This is a genomic window from Natronococcus roseus, assembly GCF_043677095.1.
Taxonomy (GTDB): domain Archaea; phylum Halobacteriota; class Halobacteria; order Halobacteriales; family Natrialbaceae; genus Natronococcus; species Natronococcus roseus.
The window spans coordinates 465,347-480,537 of record NZ_JBHLJR010000001.1; the positions used below are offsets into that span (position 1 = coordinate 465,347).

At 63.9% G+C, this 15,191-nt stretch carries 13 protein-coding genes; 8 read left to right on the forward strand and 5 right to left on the reverse strand.

Features of this window, described 5'->3' with window-relative positions:
- The first annotated feature begins 52 nt into the window (after positions 1-52).
- The 4 genes from ACFEMD_RS02430 (at position 53) to ACFEMD_RS02445 (ending at position 5,727) form a co-directional block, all read left to right on the forward strand.
- A complete protein-coding gene (locus ACFEMD_RS02430; RefSeq protein WP_394739291.1) occupies positions 53-2,530 on the forward strand; it encodes a cbb3-type cytochrome c oxidase subunit I in 2,478 nt (825 codons plus the stop codon).
- A gap of 89 nt (positions 2,531-2,619) precedes the next feature.
- Positions 2,620-3,387 carry a Nif3-like dinuclear metal center hexameric protein gene (locus ACFEMD_RS02435; RefSeq protein WP_394739292.1) on the forward strand — a complete coding sequence of 256 codons (768 nt, stop codon included), beginning with the start codon at positions 2,620-2,622 and terminating at the stop codon, positions 3,385-3,387.
- A gap of 299 nt (positions 3,388-3,686) precedes the next feature.
- On the forward strand, positions 3,687-4,550 hold the full coding sequence (locus ACFEMD_RS02440; protein ID WP_394739293.1) for a hypothetical protein: 864 nt from the start codon (positions 3,687-3,689) through the stop codon (positions 4,548-4,550).
- A gap of 133 nt (positions 4,551-4,683) precedes the next feature.
- Positions 4,684-5,727, forward strand: coding sequence for a deoxyhypusine synthase (locus ACFEMD_RS02445; protein WP_394739294.1), 1,044 nt, complete (start codon positions 4,684-4,686; stop codon positions 5,725-5,727).
- 36 nt (positions 5,728-5,763) lie between these two features.
- Here ACFEMD_RS02445 and ACFEMD_RS02450 read toward each other — a convergent pair whose 3' ends face one another.
- Entirely contained in the window at positions 5,764-6,150 is a 387-nt protein-coding gene (locus ACFEMD_RS02450; RefSeq protein WP_394739295.1) for a pyridoxamine 5'-phosphate oxidase family protein, read from the reverse strand.
- Positions 6,151-6,203: 53 nt separating this feature from the next.
- Positions 6,204-6,869, reverse strand: coding sequence for a glycosyltransferase family 2 protein (locus ACFEMD_RS02455; protein WP_394739296.1), 666 nt, complete (start codon positions 6,867-6,869; stop codon positions 6,204-6,206).
- Between the two features lie 215 nt (positions 6,870-7,084).
- Between ACFEMD_RS02455 and ACFEMD_RS02460 the strand changes: the two genes are divergently transcribed.
- Positions 7,085-7,309, forward strand: a complete 225-nt coding sequence (locus tag ACFEMD_RS02460; protein WP_394739297.1) for a hypothetical protein — start codon at positions 7,085-7,087, stop codon at positions 7,307-7,309.
- Between the two features lie 280 nt (positions 7,310-7,589).
- Here ACFEMD_RS02460 and ACFEMD_RS02465 read toward each other — a convergent pair whose 3' ends face one another.
- Both ACFEMD_RS02465 and ACFEMD_RS02470 read right to left on the reverse strand, forming a co-directional pair.
- Positions 7,590-7,856, reverse strand: a complete 267-nt coding sequence (locus ACFEMD_RS02465) for a hypothetical protein (protein ID WP_394739298.1) — start codon at positions 7,854-7,856, stop codon at positions 7,590-7,592.
- 66 nt (positions 7,857-7,922) lie between these two features.
- Positions 7,923-10,163 carry a heavy metal translocating P-type ATPase gene (locus ACFEMD_RS02470; RefSeq protein ID WP_394739766.1) on the reverse strand — a complete coding sequence of 747 codons (2,241 nt, stop codon included), beginning with the start codon at positions 10,161-10,163 and terminating at the stop codon, positions 7,923-7,925.
- Between the two features lie 401 nt (positions 10,164-10,564).
- Here ACFEMD_RS02470 and ACFEMD_RS02475 point away from each other — a divergent pair, with 401 nt between their 5' ends.
- Together ACFEMD_RS02475 and ACFEMD_RS02480 are read left to right on the forward strand one after the other, a co-directional pair.
- Entirely contained in the window at positions 10,565-10,873 is a 309-nt protein-coding gene (locus ACFEMD_RS02475) for a hypothetical protein (RefSeq protein WP_394739299.1), read from the forward strand.
- On the forward strand, positions 10,870-11,424 hold the full coding sequence (locus ACFEMD_RS02480) for a winged helix-turn-helix domain-containing protein (protein ID WP_394739300.1): 555 nt from the start codon (positions 10,870-10,872) through the stop codon (positions 11,422-11,424). The genes ACFEMD_RS02475 and ACFEMD_RS02480 overlap by 4 nt, the downstream gene beginning before the upstream one ends.
- A 124-nt stretch (positions 11,425-11,548) precedes the next feature.
- Here the strand turns inward: ACFEMD_RS02480 and ACFEMD_RS02485 are convergent, their stop codons facing one another.
- Positions 11,549-12,202, reverse strand: a complete 654-nt coding sequence (locus ACFEMD_RS02485) for a DUF305 domain-containing protein (protein ID WP_394739301.1) — start codon at positions 12,200-12,202, stop codon at positions 11,549-11,551.
- 404 nt (positions 12,203-12,606) lie between these two features.
- Here ACFEMD_RS02485 and ACFEMD_RS02490 point away from each other — a divergent pair, with 404 nt between their 5' ends.
- Positions 12,607-14,907, forward strand: coding sequence for a heavy metal translocating P-type ATPase (locus ACFEMD_RS02490; protein ID WP_394739302.1), 2,301 nt, complete (start codon positions 12,607-12,609; stop codon positions 14,905-14,907).
- Positions 14,908-15,191: the final 284 nt, after the last annotated feature.

The window sequence follows — 15,191 nt, forward strand, 5'->3', positions numbered from 1 at the left end:
GGCGCGGCCGGGGGCGAGGACCGACGAGCGGCCGTTTCGGAGGTGGGCTCGAGTGAGCGACCTTCCGCCACAGACGAGCGTCAGGCGCTGGCTCGTCACGACCAACCACAAGGACGTCGGGATCCTCTATCTGGTAACGGCGCTGTTCTTTCTGGTAGTGGGCGGCGTCCTGGCGCTGCTGTTCCGAGCGCACCTCTGGGAGAGCGGCGGCACGGGGCTGCTCACGGAGAACCAGTTCAACCAGGCGGTCTCGACCCACGGGCTGTTGATGGTGTTCTGGTTCCTCTCGCCGATCGCGTCCGGCTTCGCGAACTACCTCGTCCCGCTACAGATCGGGGCGAAGGACCTCGCCTTTCCGCGCCTGAACGCGCTGAGCTACTGGTTTTACCTGTTCTCGGGGATCCTATTCGGCATCTCGTTCTTCCAGGGAAGTTCCTTCGCGGGCGGCTGGACGATGTACGCGCCGCTGAACGTCCCGATGTACACGCCCGCGCTCGAGGCGACGACCGGCGGTAACGGCGCCGTGCTCGCGCTGATCCTGTTCGTGCTCTCGATCACGCTCGGGTCGGTGAACTTCATCACGACGATCCACCGTTCGCGGGCGGAAGGGCTCGGCCTGTGGAACATGCCGATGTTCACCTGGACGTGGCTGTTGACCGTCTGGATGATGCTCTTTGCGTTCGCGGCGCTGCTGGCCGCGTTGCTGTTACAGGCGTCCGACCGAATCCTGTTAACCCAGTACTTCGCGACCGATCAGGGGTCGGGGCTGCTGTGGGCACACCTGTTCTGGTTCTTCGGGCACCCGGAGGTGTACATCGTCTTCTTCCCCGCGCTGGGAATCATGCTCGAGGTGTTCCAGACCTTTACCGGTCGCAGGCTGGTCGGTCGCAAGTGGGTCATCATCGCGATGGTCCTCGTTGCCGTCCAGTCGTTTCTGGTCTGGATGCACCACATGTTCCTGACGACGATCAACTTAGAGATCAAGACGCTGTTTATGGCGACGACGATCGGGATCTCGCTGCCCTTCGACCTGATCGTCTTCGCACTGATCTACACGATGGTCAAGGGTCGCGTGCGGATGACGACGCCGTTTCTGTTCGCGCTGGGGGCGCTCGTCCTCTTTATCCTGGGCGGCATTACGGGCGTGTTCCTGGGTGCCGTCGTGCTCGACTACGAGTTCCGAGGCACCTACTGGGTCGTCGCGCACTTTCACTACGTGATGGCCTCCGGCGTCACCGCGCTGGTCGGCGGCCTCTACTACTGGTGGCCGAAGCTCACCGGGCGGATGTACTCGGAGACGCTCGGCAAGCTCAACTTCGCGGTCTACTTCGTCGGCTTCAACCTGCTGTACTTCCCGCAGTTTCTCGCCTGGGAGACACCCCGGCGCGTCTTTCACTACGCCGAGGGTGTCCAGTTCTACCACCAGCTCTCGACGGTCGGCGCGTTCGTCTTCGGCGCGTCGTTCCTGATCCTGTTCGCGACGTTCGCCCACAGCCTCGTCGCGGGTCCGCGAGCGCCCGAGAACCCCTGGGAGTTCTCCCGGACAGCCGAGTGGGCGATCCCCTCGCCACCGCCGCTCGAGAACTGGGACGGCCGCCCCAGCTACGCCTCGGGATCGCTCGAGTTCGTCGAGGACTCGGCGGCCCAGGCCGACGGCGGCGTCGCACACGAGAACCGAACCACCTCGGAGGCCACCGGGGGTGGGGAACACGCCGATCACGCCAGCATCTGGCCGCTCGGGGTCGGGTTCGGCACGTTCGTCTTCTTCCTCGGACTGACGGGGATCACGCCGTACACGATCGGCTTCGCGGAGGGAACCGGCATTCCGCCCGAGGCGCTCGTCGGGACGGCAGCCGAGCAGAGCGTCCTGTACCCGATACTGACCGTGCTGGGCGTCGCGATCATGGGATACACGCTGTTCGAGTTCGGTCGCGAGCGGTTCGTCGTCCCCGAGATGGCCATCGCCGAGCGCTGGCCGGTCGAGGGGGTCGGCAACACGAAGTTCGGGGTCTGGGTGTTCCTGGCCTCCGACGTCGTCGTCTTCGGCGCGATCATCGGCGCGTACGTCTTCATGCGCCTCCACGCGGGCTGGGGGGAGTGGACGACCGTTCCGTTCGCCTCCTGGCCCGGCCTGCTGAACACGTACATCCTGCTGACCTCGAGTTTCACCGTCGTGCTCGCGCTCGTGATGGCCGAGCGAAAGAACAAGCGGGGCCTGCTCGCGACGCTGGGTGCGACCCTCGGGCTCGGGCTGGCGTTCATGGGCGTCAAAGGCTACGAGTACAGCGTGAAGTTCGCCGACGGCGAGTACTGGTGGTACGGGCTCGAATACTCGATCTACTACGTGACGACCGGGATGCACGCCCTGCACGTCATCTTCGGGCTGTTGATCGCCGGCTTCATGATCTACCGCGTCTGGTCGATCGACGCCTACCTCGAGGATCACCGGCCGGTGGAGTTCTTTGGGCTCTACTGGCACTTCGTCGACATCGTCTGGGTCATCCTCTTCCCGCTGTTCTACCTGATGTAGCGTGGTTCGGCGCAGCGCCGGAGCGCGCGGTCGTTCGCACGCGTACGGAACCAGGCGGATACAAGACGATCGGGGGAGCACCTCGAAATATGGATCTCTCGACGTTCGCCGACCGACTCGACGAGCGGCTTCGAACCGACGACTACGCCGACATCGACGCCAGCGCGAACGGCCTCCAGGTCGGTCCCGACGAGGGGACCGTCGAGCGCGTCGCGTTCGCCGTCGACGGCGCCGTCGAGACGTTCGAGCGCGCCGCCGAGGCCGACGCGGACGCGCTCGTCGTCCACCACGGGCTCTCCTGGGGCGGGTTCGACCGGGTAACGGGGCGAACCTACGATCGCCTCGAGCCCCTGTTCGAACACGACCTCGCGCTGTACGTCTCCCACCTCCCGCTGGACGGCCACCGGGAACTCGGCAACGCCGCGGGCGTCGCCGACGTCCTCGGACTCGAGGACCGGGAGCCGTTCGGCGAGCTCGGACCCGAACACATCGGCCAGCGCGGCACCCTCCCGAATACCTACGCGCCCGACGGCCTCGCGGAGCGACTCGAGTCGGAACTCGAGACCGACGATCGATCCGTTCGGCTGCTCGAGTTCGGCCCCGACGAGATCGAGGACGTCGCGGTCGTCACCGGCAGCGGGGTCGACTGGCTCGACGAGGTGGTCGAGGCTGGCGCGGACGCGCTCGTCACGGGCGAGGGAAAGCAGCAGGTCTACCACGAGGCCAGGGAGGCGGGGATCCACGTCGTACTCGCGGGCCACTACGCGACCGAGACGTTCGGCGTTCGGGCGCTACAGGAACTCGCCGAGGAGTGGGGGCTCGAGACGACGTTCCTCGAGGCGCCGACCGGGCTGTAGGCTGTCGTTGACGACGGATACGGGTGCGTACACCGCCGACGCGGGACGTAGCGACACCGTACTGTCGCCCGTGGATCGGCGCGAGTCGGCGACGATCGGTTTGACGCGGCTCGAGCGGGCCGTCGCTTGCCTCGACGCCGCTTCGGAGGGAGCGACGGGACGATCATCGCGGCGGCGTCCGACGGACCGCTCGAGCCGCGTTGTTGGCTCCCGTGAACCGCCCTGCAGCCCGTCGATAACAATGGTCGTCGCGCGGGAAGGGACTCTCACTCTCGGGCCCGTTCCCGGGGAACTAACCAATGACACAAGAGCTCCCTTCCAGACGAGAGTGGTTGCGAAGGGTCACCGTTACCGCTGCGGTGATCGGTGGCGCATCGGGCAGTACGGTTGCCGACGACGGCACGGAGAGGGCGACCGACGGGGGCGTCGACCCCGCGTGTGCGGAGTCGGACCCCGCCGACGTTCGGCTCGTCCCCGCCTGTACGGACGACGACGCGGCCGTCTTCTGCGTGACCAACGACGGGGCGCGTCCGGTCTCCCTCGAGTGGCGGCCCGTCGATCCGCCCGAGGAACGCATCGAGTTCGTCGACTGCCAGACCGTACGCGTCGTCGGCGAGTTCGTCGACGTGATCGTCGGCGCGACGTTCCTCGCCGCGGACGGCCAGATCGGCAACCTCTTCGAGCCGTTCGGCGGCGTCGACGGCGTCCGAACGTTCGACGTCCGCGAACTCGAGGGCGTCCCCGACGACGCGATCATCGATGGCGTCGAGGCGTTCCGCGACGACCCCGTGCTTCCGGGGGCGGGAGACCTCGCGGCCACGAACCCTGAGTTCGACGCCTGCCAGGAGGAGTTCTTCGGCGAGGTGCTCGTCGAGAGCGGGTCGGACGACGAGGACGAAGATCCCGAGGACGGGGCGGACGCCGAATCGGTCGAAGACGTTCCGGCGGACGAGCTCGAGACGCTGACGGTAGGTCCCGGGGAGACGACGTGTTTCGCCGTCGAGGCGCCGGACGGTCCCGTCGCCGTACAGCTCCTCCGTGACGGGGAGGTGCTCGCCGAGCGCACCAGCGCCGCCGACGTCGAGTGTCCGCGTTCGATCTCGGCCGACGAGGTGGGATCGGTCGTCGGGTCACCCGACGAGTTCGTCGACGACGGTTCGTAAGCGGTCGCACGTCGCTGACGGTGACGATCCCGGCGAAGTCGGGTCGTCGGAGTCGGTCGGTTTCGGTTCGGCCGGCCGAGTCGGTCCCGCCGAGACCGCGGCGTTGAAAGCGCTGGCCCGCCGACTCGGTAATATGACCGACGAGCACGACAGCGACGAGGACACACATCATGAGCCCGAGCGGGAGACGTTCCAACACGACCCCGTCGGCCACGCCGAGGCCCGCGCGGGGATGACCGTCGGCGAACTGGCCGACGAGTACGGCAACGCGGGCGTCGGCGCGGCGAGCCTCCACGAGGCCGTCGACGTCACCGAGGCGATGTTCGACGACGACGTAACCGTCTTCTTCGGGCTGGCCGGTGCGATGGTGCCGACCGGGATGCGCCGGATCGTCGCCGACCTGATTCGGGACGGCTACGTCGACGCGCTGATCACGACCGGGGCGAACCTCACCCACGACTCGATCGAAGCCATCGGCGGGAAACACCACCACGGCTGCGTGCAGGCCGAGGGCAAAACGGAGCGCGAGCACGACGAAACGCTGCGCGACGAGGGGGTCGATCGGATCTACAACGTCTACCTCCCCCAGGAGTTCTTCGCGACGTTCGAATCGCACCTCCGCGAGGAGGTCTTCCCCGTCCTCGAGGCCGAAGCCGAGGAGTCGGGTCCCGTCTCGATCGAACGTCTGACTCGCGAACTGGGTCGAGCCAACGCCGAGATCAACGAGCGCGAGGACGTCGAGGAGGGGCCGGGAATCGCCGCCGCGGCCTCCGAGAACGACGTCCCGATCTACTGTCCCGCGGTCCAGGACTCCGTTCTCGGGCTGCAGGCGTGGATGTACTCCCAGACGTCGCCGTTCTCGCTCGACGCCCTCGCGGACATGACCGCGCTGACCGACCTCGCGTTCGAGGCCGAGGAGGCCGGCGCCTTCGTCGTCGGCGGCGGGGTGCCGAAGAACTTCACGCTCCAGACGATGCTCGTTGCGCCCGGCGCCTACGACTACGCCGTCCAGCTGACGATGGATCCCAAACAGACGGGCGGGCTCTCGGGGGCGACCCTCGAGGAGGCTCGCTCGTGGGGTAAACTCGAGAAAGACGCCGAGAACGTCTCGGTGTACGCCGACGCGACGATCACGCTGCCGCTGGTGATCGCGGCCGCGCGGGAGCGCCTCGAGTAGCGGGCGCGTCGGCGGCCCGGAGGCGCTCGAGCAGGTTCAGTAGGTTTGGTAGCTCGCCGTGCCGACGTCGATCCGAACGAGTCGATTCTCCTCGTAGGCGTCGCTGGGTGCGCCGTACTTCTCGTTGATCCGGCGTCTGGCTTCGTCGGTCTCGGCCTCGTCCTCGATCACGTTCGCGGTGCCGAGCAGCGTCACCATCCACTGCGTGTCGCCGTCGGCGTCGGCCTGGATCGACAACGCGACCTTCGGATTCTCGCGGACGTTCTCGAGCTTGCGCCCCGTCGTGACGATCTCGACGAGATCGTCCTCGTAGCGAAACCAGACGGGCGCGGCGTGGGGGCGACCGTCGACGCAGGTGGCGAAGTGAGCCATCACCGGTTCGTTCTCGAGCAGTCGTTCGGCTTCGGGTGGAACCGTCGTCACGGCCGAGGATGGGGGCCGAGCCCGCAAAAGCGGCCGCCCCGCGACTGCCGGACTCAGGCCGACGCCCGGAGCCGACCCGCGTCGAGGGAGACGTAATGAAACAGCGTCCCCGTCAGTCCGCTGTCGGCGATCCGCCGGCCGGAGCTCTCGACGAGCACCGAATCGTGGTAACCGGTCGGCAGTTGTCGGCCGAGCGCGCGGCTGAAGGCGGTGTCCTCGTTTGGCACCTCGGGGAAGCCGCCCGTCTCGAAGAAAGCCTCGCGGTGGACGAAGAAGTTGAACCCGGGCAGAATGGGTCGCTCGAGCCGCGGGAAGACGTGGTTGATCGTCCCCTCCATCAGCTTCGCCCGCAGGGGACCGGTCATCCGACAGACCGAGCTGCCGGCCGCCAGGTCCTCGCGTTCGACGAAGCCCAGTAGCTCGGTCAGGTAGTTCGGCCGAACGCGGGTGTCGGCGTCGATAAAGGCCAGCCACTCCCCCTCGGCCGCCTCGCCGCCCAGGTTTCGGCCCGCGGCGATGCTCGAGCCGGTTCCCTCGAGCACCGTCGCACCGTGTGCGCGAGCGATATCGGCGGTGGCGTCGCTCGAGGCGCCGTCGACGACGATCACCTCGTAGACGTAGTCGGTCTCGAGGGCCGCGATGCTCTCGAGACAGTCGGCGAGGTAGTCGGCTTCGTTTCTCGCGGGAACGACGAAACTCACGTCCGGTGGGGCTGCCATCCTTGTTCTCGAGTCCGCTACCCTCGAGTATAACCTGTGGGCGGGCAGGTGCCGACAGCCGCGTCGCCGATCGCGGCGATACTCGGTAGATCATGAACGTTTATTATGGTCCGGCCTGAAGGGTGGCGTACAGATGTCGGTCGTACCCGTACACCCCCTCGCCTGATTCTCCGACGACAGCATCGCCTTTCGACGACGCGACCCTTCGACCGACAATGAGCACGCACCCCCACTACGCCCGACCCGAACCGACTCCCGACCAGCCGACGACCGAGACGCCGTCGACACAGTCGACACAGTCGACGGCCGAGACCTCCTCGCCCGCGACGGCGAGCGACCGCGCCCCGGCGACGTTCTCGAGGACACAAAGCGACCGACTGCAGAACCTCATCGACGAGTGGAACACCGCCTTCGCGGCTGACGGCTCGAGCGCCGAGTGAACACCGCTCGGTAGGATCCAAACCGTCTTCTGGCTCTCGAGCGTAGGCCCGCACGGCCGATGACGACCCACTCGCTCCGAGCCGGACTCGGCACCCGGTCGTGACGAGCCCTATGAGTGCCGAGGCCAGCGATTTACAATAGGTACCACTCTTGGCGACACTCGAGCTCGTGGCGCAACGGTCGAGACGGTCCGTCTAGATGAGGAAACCCGCGAGACGTGGAAACGATGACGCGTGACGATCCCGCGTCGTCACCGGACAGTCCCCGCTCCGACGTTCTTCACTCGTGGGTTCCGTCTTCGTCCCCCATCTCGAGCACGTTCAGGTGCATAATGTGGAGGTGTGTGCCGACGCTGTACAGAAGCAGTCCGAGTCCGACGAACAGCGCGGGCATGACGATCACCTCGTAGGTCGGACGCAAGTCCGGAACCGCGAGCGCCAGAAGCCCAGCCAAGAACGTGAGAACGATAATGCTGAACCCGGCCTGGAGGTATCGGTAGCACGTCTCCGTATCCGGTAGCAGTTCGATCTTGTACTTCGATGTCATCTGTCTGTACTCTCACCCCTACAGTACGTTTAGGTTACGTACTCGTGCGATCCTCTCAGAACCCGTTCAGACGGTAAGATCAGCCCGGCGGAGCAGTTGGGCATTGATCGCGACGATAACCGTACTCGCGGACATGAGAACGGCGCCGACGGCGGGCGACAGCAGGATCCCGATCGGTGCGAGGAGGCCGGCCGCAAGGGGCAGCGCAAACACGTTGTAGCCGGCCGCCCACACGAGGTTCTCCTGCATTTTCCGGTAGCTCTTCCGACTCAACCGGACGAGGTGTGCGACGTCGCGCGGATCGTTCTCCACGAGGACGACGTCGGCGGACTCGACGGCGACGTCGGTTCCCGACCCGATCGCGATACCGACGTCGGAGCGCGTCAGCGCGGGCGCATCGTTTACTCCGTCGCCGACCATCGCGACCAGCCTGTCCCGGTCCTGGAGTTCGATGATTTTCTCGTCCTTGTCCTCCGGAAGAACCTCGGCGAAGTAGGTGTCGATGTCGAGTTCCTCGGAGACGGCACGGGCAACGTCCTCGGAGTCCCCAGTTAGCATCGCAACCTCGACGCCCATCTCGTGAAGCGCCTCGATCGCCTCGTAGCTCTCATCCCGGATCACGTCCGCGAGTGCGACTGCGCCCACCGCGTTCTCGTTTCGGAGCAGATAAACGACGCCCTGACCGCGCTCACCGGCCCTTTCCGCGAACGCCTCGAGCTCGGCATCCGGCTCGACCTCGAGGTGCCGAAGGAGGTTCGGTCCGCCGACGTAGACCGTCTCGCCGTCCCGCCCGCGTCCCCCATCGGCGCCGGGCGTTGCCGCCGCTTCGACTTCGACGGTTGCGCGAACTCCGCGGCCCTCGAGCGCCTCGAATTCTCGAACGCTCGGCACGGAGAGCCCTCGCTCGTCGGCCTCCTCGCGAATCGCCGCCGCGATCATGTGCTCGGAGTCGCCTTCGGCAGCGGCCATCACGGCGAGCAGCTCGTCTTCGTCCCACCCCTTGGCCGTCGCAACCTCGACGACTCCCTGTTCACCCTTCGTGAGGGTGCCCGTCTTGTCGAAGACGATCGTGTCGAGGTTTCGGGCTTCCTCCATGGCGATCCGATCGCGAACGAGCATCCCGTTGCGCGCTGCCATCGTCGTGTTGATAGCGACGACCAGCGGCACGGCGAGCCCCAGTGCGTGCGGACAGGCGATCACTAAGACCGTGACGACCCGCTCGACGACGGTGAATCCGAAGCCGACTGCGATCGTCCATACAACCGCGGTGATCGCTGCCACGGCGATCGCCGCGTAGAACAACCACCCGGCTGCGCGGTCGGCGAGCACCTGGGTTCGGGACCGGCTCTGCTGTGCCTCTTCGACGAGCCGCATGATACCCGAGAGCGTCGTCTCCTCGCCCGTCGCGGTAACGCGGACGCGCAGACTTCCGTCCTGATTGGTCGTCCCGCCGATCACCTCGTCACCGGGTTCCTTCTTGGCCGGGCGAGATTCGCCGGTGATCATCGCTTCGACGACGTTCGATTCGCCCTCTTTGACGACACCGTCAGCAGGAACGTTCGCGCCGGGGCGAACAAGCACGAGATCGTCTGCTGCGAGATCATCGACGTGAACTTCTTCGACTTCGCCATCCTCGGTAATCCGCTCGGCCGTATTCGGCAGTAATTCGGCCAACTCGTCGAGGGCCCCCGAAGCCCGCCGAACGCTTCGCATCTCGATCCAGTGGCCGAGCAGAAAGATGACGATCAGCGTGACGAGTTCCCAAAAGAACGGCTCACCGATGCCGAGGCCGACCGCGGCAACGCTGTAGACGAAGGCGACGGTGATGGCCAGGGAGATCAAGAGCATCATCCCCGGCTCGCGGTTCCGCACCTCGACCGCACCCATTTGTAAGAACGGTATTCCACCGTAGAGAAAGACGACTGTCCCGAGAAGTGGCCCAATAAACTCACTCCCGGGGAACGGTAGAGCGGTGTAGCCGAACCACTCCTGCAGCATCGGGCTGTAGTAGAGAACCGGGAGTGAGAGGACGAGAGAGACGAGGAAACGTCGCTTGAACATCTCCTCGTGGCCGGCGTGATCGACGTGGGATTCGTGTCCGTGGTCGTCGTGCTCGTGATCCTTATGTGTCCGAGAAGCGGGTTCCTCGAGAGTCTCGTCTCGATGGCCCTCGGACCTGGTCTTCTCGGCAGTTAGTCCGCACACCCGACAGCACGGGCACTCACGGTCAGTTGGCTTTTCGGTCCGCGCTCGTTCATCGTGAACGTGGTGTGAACCGGGTGTATCGTCTGAATCGTACTGTGACATGGGGACGGACTCTCGGTGTAGCGGGTTCGCGACCCCGCTGATCTCCTCACCGAGAAGCGCCATGTGGAGCCAGTTAATGGTTCGGTAGTGGATCCCACAGTTACATCTGCTGAACGGGGGCTCTCGTGAATCACGAGACAACGTCGACGCACCGTGGAGAATCACGCCGCTCGAGGCCTCACACTGGAACGGTCGTGACTGCATACGGGAGGAATCCGGCGGTGACGAACGGGTTGACCGATCGCAGGAAGACAGCCAAACGCTACACTCCTGCGCAGTATGGCGTTCCATCGAAGTCTAGCTACGTAGAGGTGAGCGAAGCTTTCCGAGAGGAGGCCAGCAATTCCTCTTCCTCTCAGAACGTGTGCTAAATTTATTGGCCCTGCCTCGATAGGGGGGATATGGACCACGCGTTGTTCTATTTGAGCATTCCTTTCGCCATCATTGCCGGCACTGGAGCCGGATTGCTCGCACTGTTATCGTGGCGGATCTTCCGAGAGTCACCGTTCGGGATGACCATCGGGCTGCTGGTGATCGTGATGTCTGCAGCGACGATCTATCACACGGTTCTACTTACGGTAGGTACGGAATCGACGGGGTTGCGGGCCTTTCGAGCGGCGATCTATACGATTTTGGCGCTCACGATCTGGATCGTAATCCTCCAAAACAACACCATCCAGAGTAGAGTGATCCGGAACGAAGAGCTATGATCGAGATAGATTTTTTCACCGGATACATCCTCCTGATGGGGATCGTCGCCGGTTCCGGGTTACTCTACCTACTGTATGCGGAGCAGTATGCCATCGAATACGATCCTTTCTTCATCGTCACTATGAGCGGTCTTTTCCTGTTCATAATCGGTGGCCCGCTATCCGAGGTCATGTACCCGAACCTCGTCCACTGGATCCACGGGCTTGCCGCGTGTCTCGTCCTGTTTGGACTCTACAGCCCCGTCCAGAACGACCTTCGGAGGGAGCAGTGGACGGAACTTCTCTTAGCGGAACCCTCTCAAATTCGAGCCAGTACGGAGTGGATGGTCCCGATGGACGATGCAATTCTCAGTTTGTTTCACTCTTCGGAGTTAGTCCTCACCCCTGCAATTATCGCGTACAACATCGATTACAGCCGAGAAGAGGTAAATCGACGCCTCCGAAAGCTCGAAGAGGCCGATCTGGTCGAGAAGGTCGACCGAGGCAAATACCGGATGACGCCCAACGGTGAAGCGTATCTCTCCGGGGAGTTCAATCCGACCCTCCCGTGACCTGCCCCCTACTCCGTTCGTCAACAACCCGGCCTCGAGGGTCGGGACAGCCGCCTTGACCTCGTGTAAAAATACCGGTCCGAAGTCGGTAGCCGCTCGAAGAGACGAGATGTAACCGACCGCTTTAGCAGTTCCACCGGTCTTTCCAGCACTCCATCATCTCGATCTCCTCTTGCTGAACGTCGATGATTTCGTCCGCGAGATCGGCGACGCGCTCGGACGCTCCCTCCTCGAGGACGTGTTCGGACATCATGATCGCGCCGTCGTGGTGAACGATCATATGTTCTGCGAACAGGCAGTCGAACTCCCGTCCCTCGGATTCGCGGAGCTCCTGGAAGTCCTCCTCGGTCAGCATGCCGTCCATCTCCTCGTGATCCATCTCGTGCTCTTCGGGATCGTCGACTCCGGCTTCGCTCAGCCACTCGTGTAGCTGTTCGATCTCCGCTTGCTGTACGTCGATGATCTCCGGACCGAGCTCACACAGCTCTCGGCTGTCCGACCGGCCGGGAATGAGCTCGGCCATTTCGATCGCTTGTTCGTGGTGGGGAATCATCCCCTGCATGAACATCACGTCCGCTTCGTTGAACTCCGAGTCTTCGTCGAAGTCGATGTGTTCTCCGTGTCCTTCGTGATGGTCGTGGTCGTCGTCGTGGTGCTCTCCGTGATCCGTTTCATCGTGTTCATCCTCGTCTTCGCTGGCGGTCGCGAAGCCTGTCAGACCGATTGCGCCCGTCGCTCCCGTGGCGTACAGGATACGGCGTCGTGTTACTCGTCGCATTGTAAGCGGGTCCACGGATACGTCCCGCTTCAATGGTGAATATCGTTCCAGTTCCGAAATCGTAAGTAGCTGTTTTCGGCCGGTAGAGGCGCTCGTGAGTAACTAGTGAGGTGGTGGTTTCGAGTTCGAATTACGCCCGAACAACTAGTGAGTTCCGGCGAGGGTCCCCCGCAGACGATCGATCCCACCGCATTCGGATATTCTTGTTCGAGGCGCTTTTGAGGAGGTCCCCTCCTCTCGCGCCCGCCTGCAAGGAACGGTGACGCGAATCAGTACGGTAAGAAGTGAACCGCTCTCGAGCGCTTTCTTTGGAGTCGAAGATCGGCCCCCGTCGAGAGTCGAATACTGTTAACGACAAGTCGCTTAAAAATGGATCTCGTAGTTTAGGATGAGGTGGACAGACCATGCAAACCGACCAATCGAATCTCGAACGTACCGATCTCTCCCTTTCGGGGATGTCGTGTACGACGTGCGCCTCGACCATCGAAGAGAGCCTGCAAGACGTCGAGGGGGTTGCTGACGCGTCCGTAAACTTCGCAACCGAGCGAGCGAACGTCCACCACGATCCGGACGTCGACGTCGACACGCTCGTTGCCGCCGTCGACGCTGCCGGCTACGGAGTCCGCGACGAGCTGCTCGAGGACGAACAGGAGATGGAAGACGAGGCGGAGCTGCGGGACATGCGCCGGAGAGCGATCCGAGCGTGGATCGTCACGTCGCCGATCGTTCTCCTGATGGTCTTCATGTGGACGCCGCTGGAGGTCCTAACTGGCTTCCAGATCGACGTCGCGATGTTCATCTTCGCGACAATCGTTGTCTTCTACTACGGACGGACAACCCACGCATCCGCGTACAGAGGAATTAAAAACGGGACGTTCAACATGGATTCGCTGATTTCGATCGGGACCCTGGTCGCGTGGGCGACCGGCATCATGGTCTTCGTGCTGCCGATGGAGAACTACGCCGGCGTCGGTGCGATGATCATGGCCTCGCACAAGGTGGGGACCTACCTCGAGCACCGAGCGAAGGGCCGAGCGAGCGCAGCGATCGAGGGACTGGTCTCGATGCAGGCTGAAACGGCGGCGGTCGAACGGGATGGCGAAGAGGTGGAAGTCCCCATCGACGAGGTCGAAGTCGGTGATGTGATGATCGTTCGCCCCGGCGAAAAAGTGCCCGTCGACGGAACGGTCATCGACGGACGGAGCAACGTCGACGAGTCGATGGTAACGGGCGAGTCCGATCCCGTCACGAAGGAAGCGGGTGACGAGGTGATCGGAGCGACCGTGAATCAGGCGGGGCTACTCAAGGTTCGTGCGGAGAAGGTCGGCGACGACACCTTCCTCTCGCAGGTCGTCGACCTAGTCGAGGAAGCGCAGGGGACGAAGGTTCCGATTCAGGCGCTTACGGATCGAGTGACCAACTACTTCGTGCCGACCGTCCTGGTCCTCGCCGCACTCTCGTTCGTGCTGTGGGTTCTGTTTCCCGACGGAATGGCGGTCGTCGCAGGTCTCGGCGAGGCGTCTCTCCCCTGGGTCGACCTCGCACTGGACCCCCTGACGTTGGGAATCTTCGCGGCCGTCGCAGTCCTGGTGATCTCCTGTCCGTGTGCGCTCGGACTGGCGACGCCGACGGCCCTCATGGCCGGAACCGGGAAAGCCGCGGAGAACGGTATCCTCTTCCGCGACGGAGAGGCCATCCAGACGATGAAAGACCTCGACGTCGTGGTGCTCGACAAAACGGGAACGATCACGGAGGGGAACCACTCCGTTACGGATGTCGTCACGAAATCTAGCCGGCAGCCACGCAGCGACGGTGGGAGTGCCGTGGCCGATGAGTCGGCAACCGAATTCGACGAGCGAGACGTCGTGAGGCTCGCAGCCTCCGCCGAGCGGGGAAGCGAACACCCCATCGGACAGGCGATCATCGACTACGCTGACGAACGGGATATCGAACTGGCCGAACCGGACGAGTTCGATAGCGTCCCCGGAAAAGGGATTACGGCGACGATCGACGGGCAAACCGTCTCCGTCGGAAATACGACGTTCTTCGAGGAGGTCGGCATCCCGCTCGCCTTCGAGGCGGAGCTGAACGCCCTCGAGGAGGAGGGCAAGACGACCGTGCTCGTCGGGGTCGAGGACGAGGTCGTCGGCGTCGTCAGTACGGCCGATACGATCAAGGAAGAATCCTCCGACGCGATCCGGGAACTCCACGACCGCGGGCTCGAGACGTGGATGATCACCGGCGACAACGAGCGGACGGCCCGCGCGATCGCCGACGAGGTCGACATCGATCCCGACCGCGTCATGGCCGGCGTCCTCCCGGAGGACAAGATCGACAAAGTCCGCGAGCTACAGGACGCAGGGTACGAGGTTGCGATGGTCGGCGACGGCATCAACGACGCCCCGGCGCTGAAGCAGGCGAACGTCGGCGTCGCCATCGGGACCGGGACCGATATCGCGATCCAGTCCAGCGACGTCAGCCTCGTTCGAGGGTCGCTCGATGCACTCGTGAACTCGTTTACCCTCTCGGAACGGATCTTCTCGAAGATCAAGCAGAACCTCTTCTGGGCGTTCGTCTACAATACGGTGGCGATCCCGATCGCCTTCTTCGGGCTTCTCCACCCGGTCATCGCCGTCGTTGCGATGTTCACCTCCAGTCTGTCGGTTATCACGAACTCGGCCCGTCTGCGGAATCTCGAGCTGTAGCCGGCTTCTCTCTCGCTTTGCGGTCTCGTAAGTCGTCGAGCGCGGAGATCGGATCGGATCGTCGGGGCCGTGTTCCTCGGCCATTTGCGTCGCTTCGGCGGCGTACCGTTCCCGAAGCTCTGGCTCATCGACGGTTCCGAGATTGGCGGGGGAGACGTCCTTGGCAGCAGTTACCGTTCCCAGCGCCTGTGGTGTGACTTCCTTCGGGTAGGCTTCGTCTTCTTCGAGGGTGGCATACTGGAGAGCAATGAGGTCTCGATCACTGTAACCGCGATCGACGAGCC

Coding starts and splice junctions, on each gene's coding strand:
- ACFEMD_RS02435 (WP_394739292.1), top strand. CDS start 2,620: ATGGATCTCTCGACGTTCGCCGACCGACTCGACGAGCGGCTTCGAACC.
- ACFEMD_RS02440 (WP_394739293.1), top strand. CDS start 3,687: ATGACACAAGAGCTCCCTTCCAGACGAGAGTGGTTGCGAAGGGTCACC.
- ACFEMD_RS02445 (WP_394739294.1), top strand. CDS start 4,684: ATGACCGACGAGCACGACAGCGACGAGGACACACATCATGAGCCCGAG.
- ACFEMD_RS02455 (WP_394739296.1), bottom strand. CDS start 6,869: ATGGCAGCCCCACCGGACGTGAGTTTCGTCGTTCCCGCGAGAAACGAA.
- ACFEMD_RS02460 (WP_394739297.1), top strand. CDS start 7,085: ATGAGCACGCACCCCCACTACGCCCGACCCGAACCGACTCCCGACCAG.
- ACFEMD_RS02465 (WP_394739298.1), bottom strand. CDS start 7,856: ATGACATCGAAGTACAAGATCGAACTGCTACCGGATACGGAGACGTGC.
- ACFEMD_RS02470 (WP_394739766.1), bottom strand. CDS start 10,163: ATGTCACAGTACGATTCAGACGATACACCCGGTTCACACCACGTTCAC.
- ACFEMD_RS02475 (WP_394739299.1), top strand. CDS start 10,565: ATGGACCACGCGTTGTTCTATTTGAGCATTCCTTTCGCCATCATTGCC.
- ACFEMD_RS02480 (WP_394739300.1), top strand. CDS start 10,870: ATGATCGAGATAGATTTTTTCACCGGATACATCCTCCTGATGGGGATC.
- ACFEMD_RS02485 (WP_394739301.1), bottom strand. CDS start 12,202: ATGCGACGAGTAACACGACGCCGTATCCTGTACGCCACGGGAGCGACG.
- ACFEMD_RS02490 (WP_394739302.1), top strand. CDS start 12,607: ATGCAAACCGACCAATCGAATCTCGAACGTACCGATCTCTCCCTTTCG.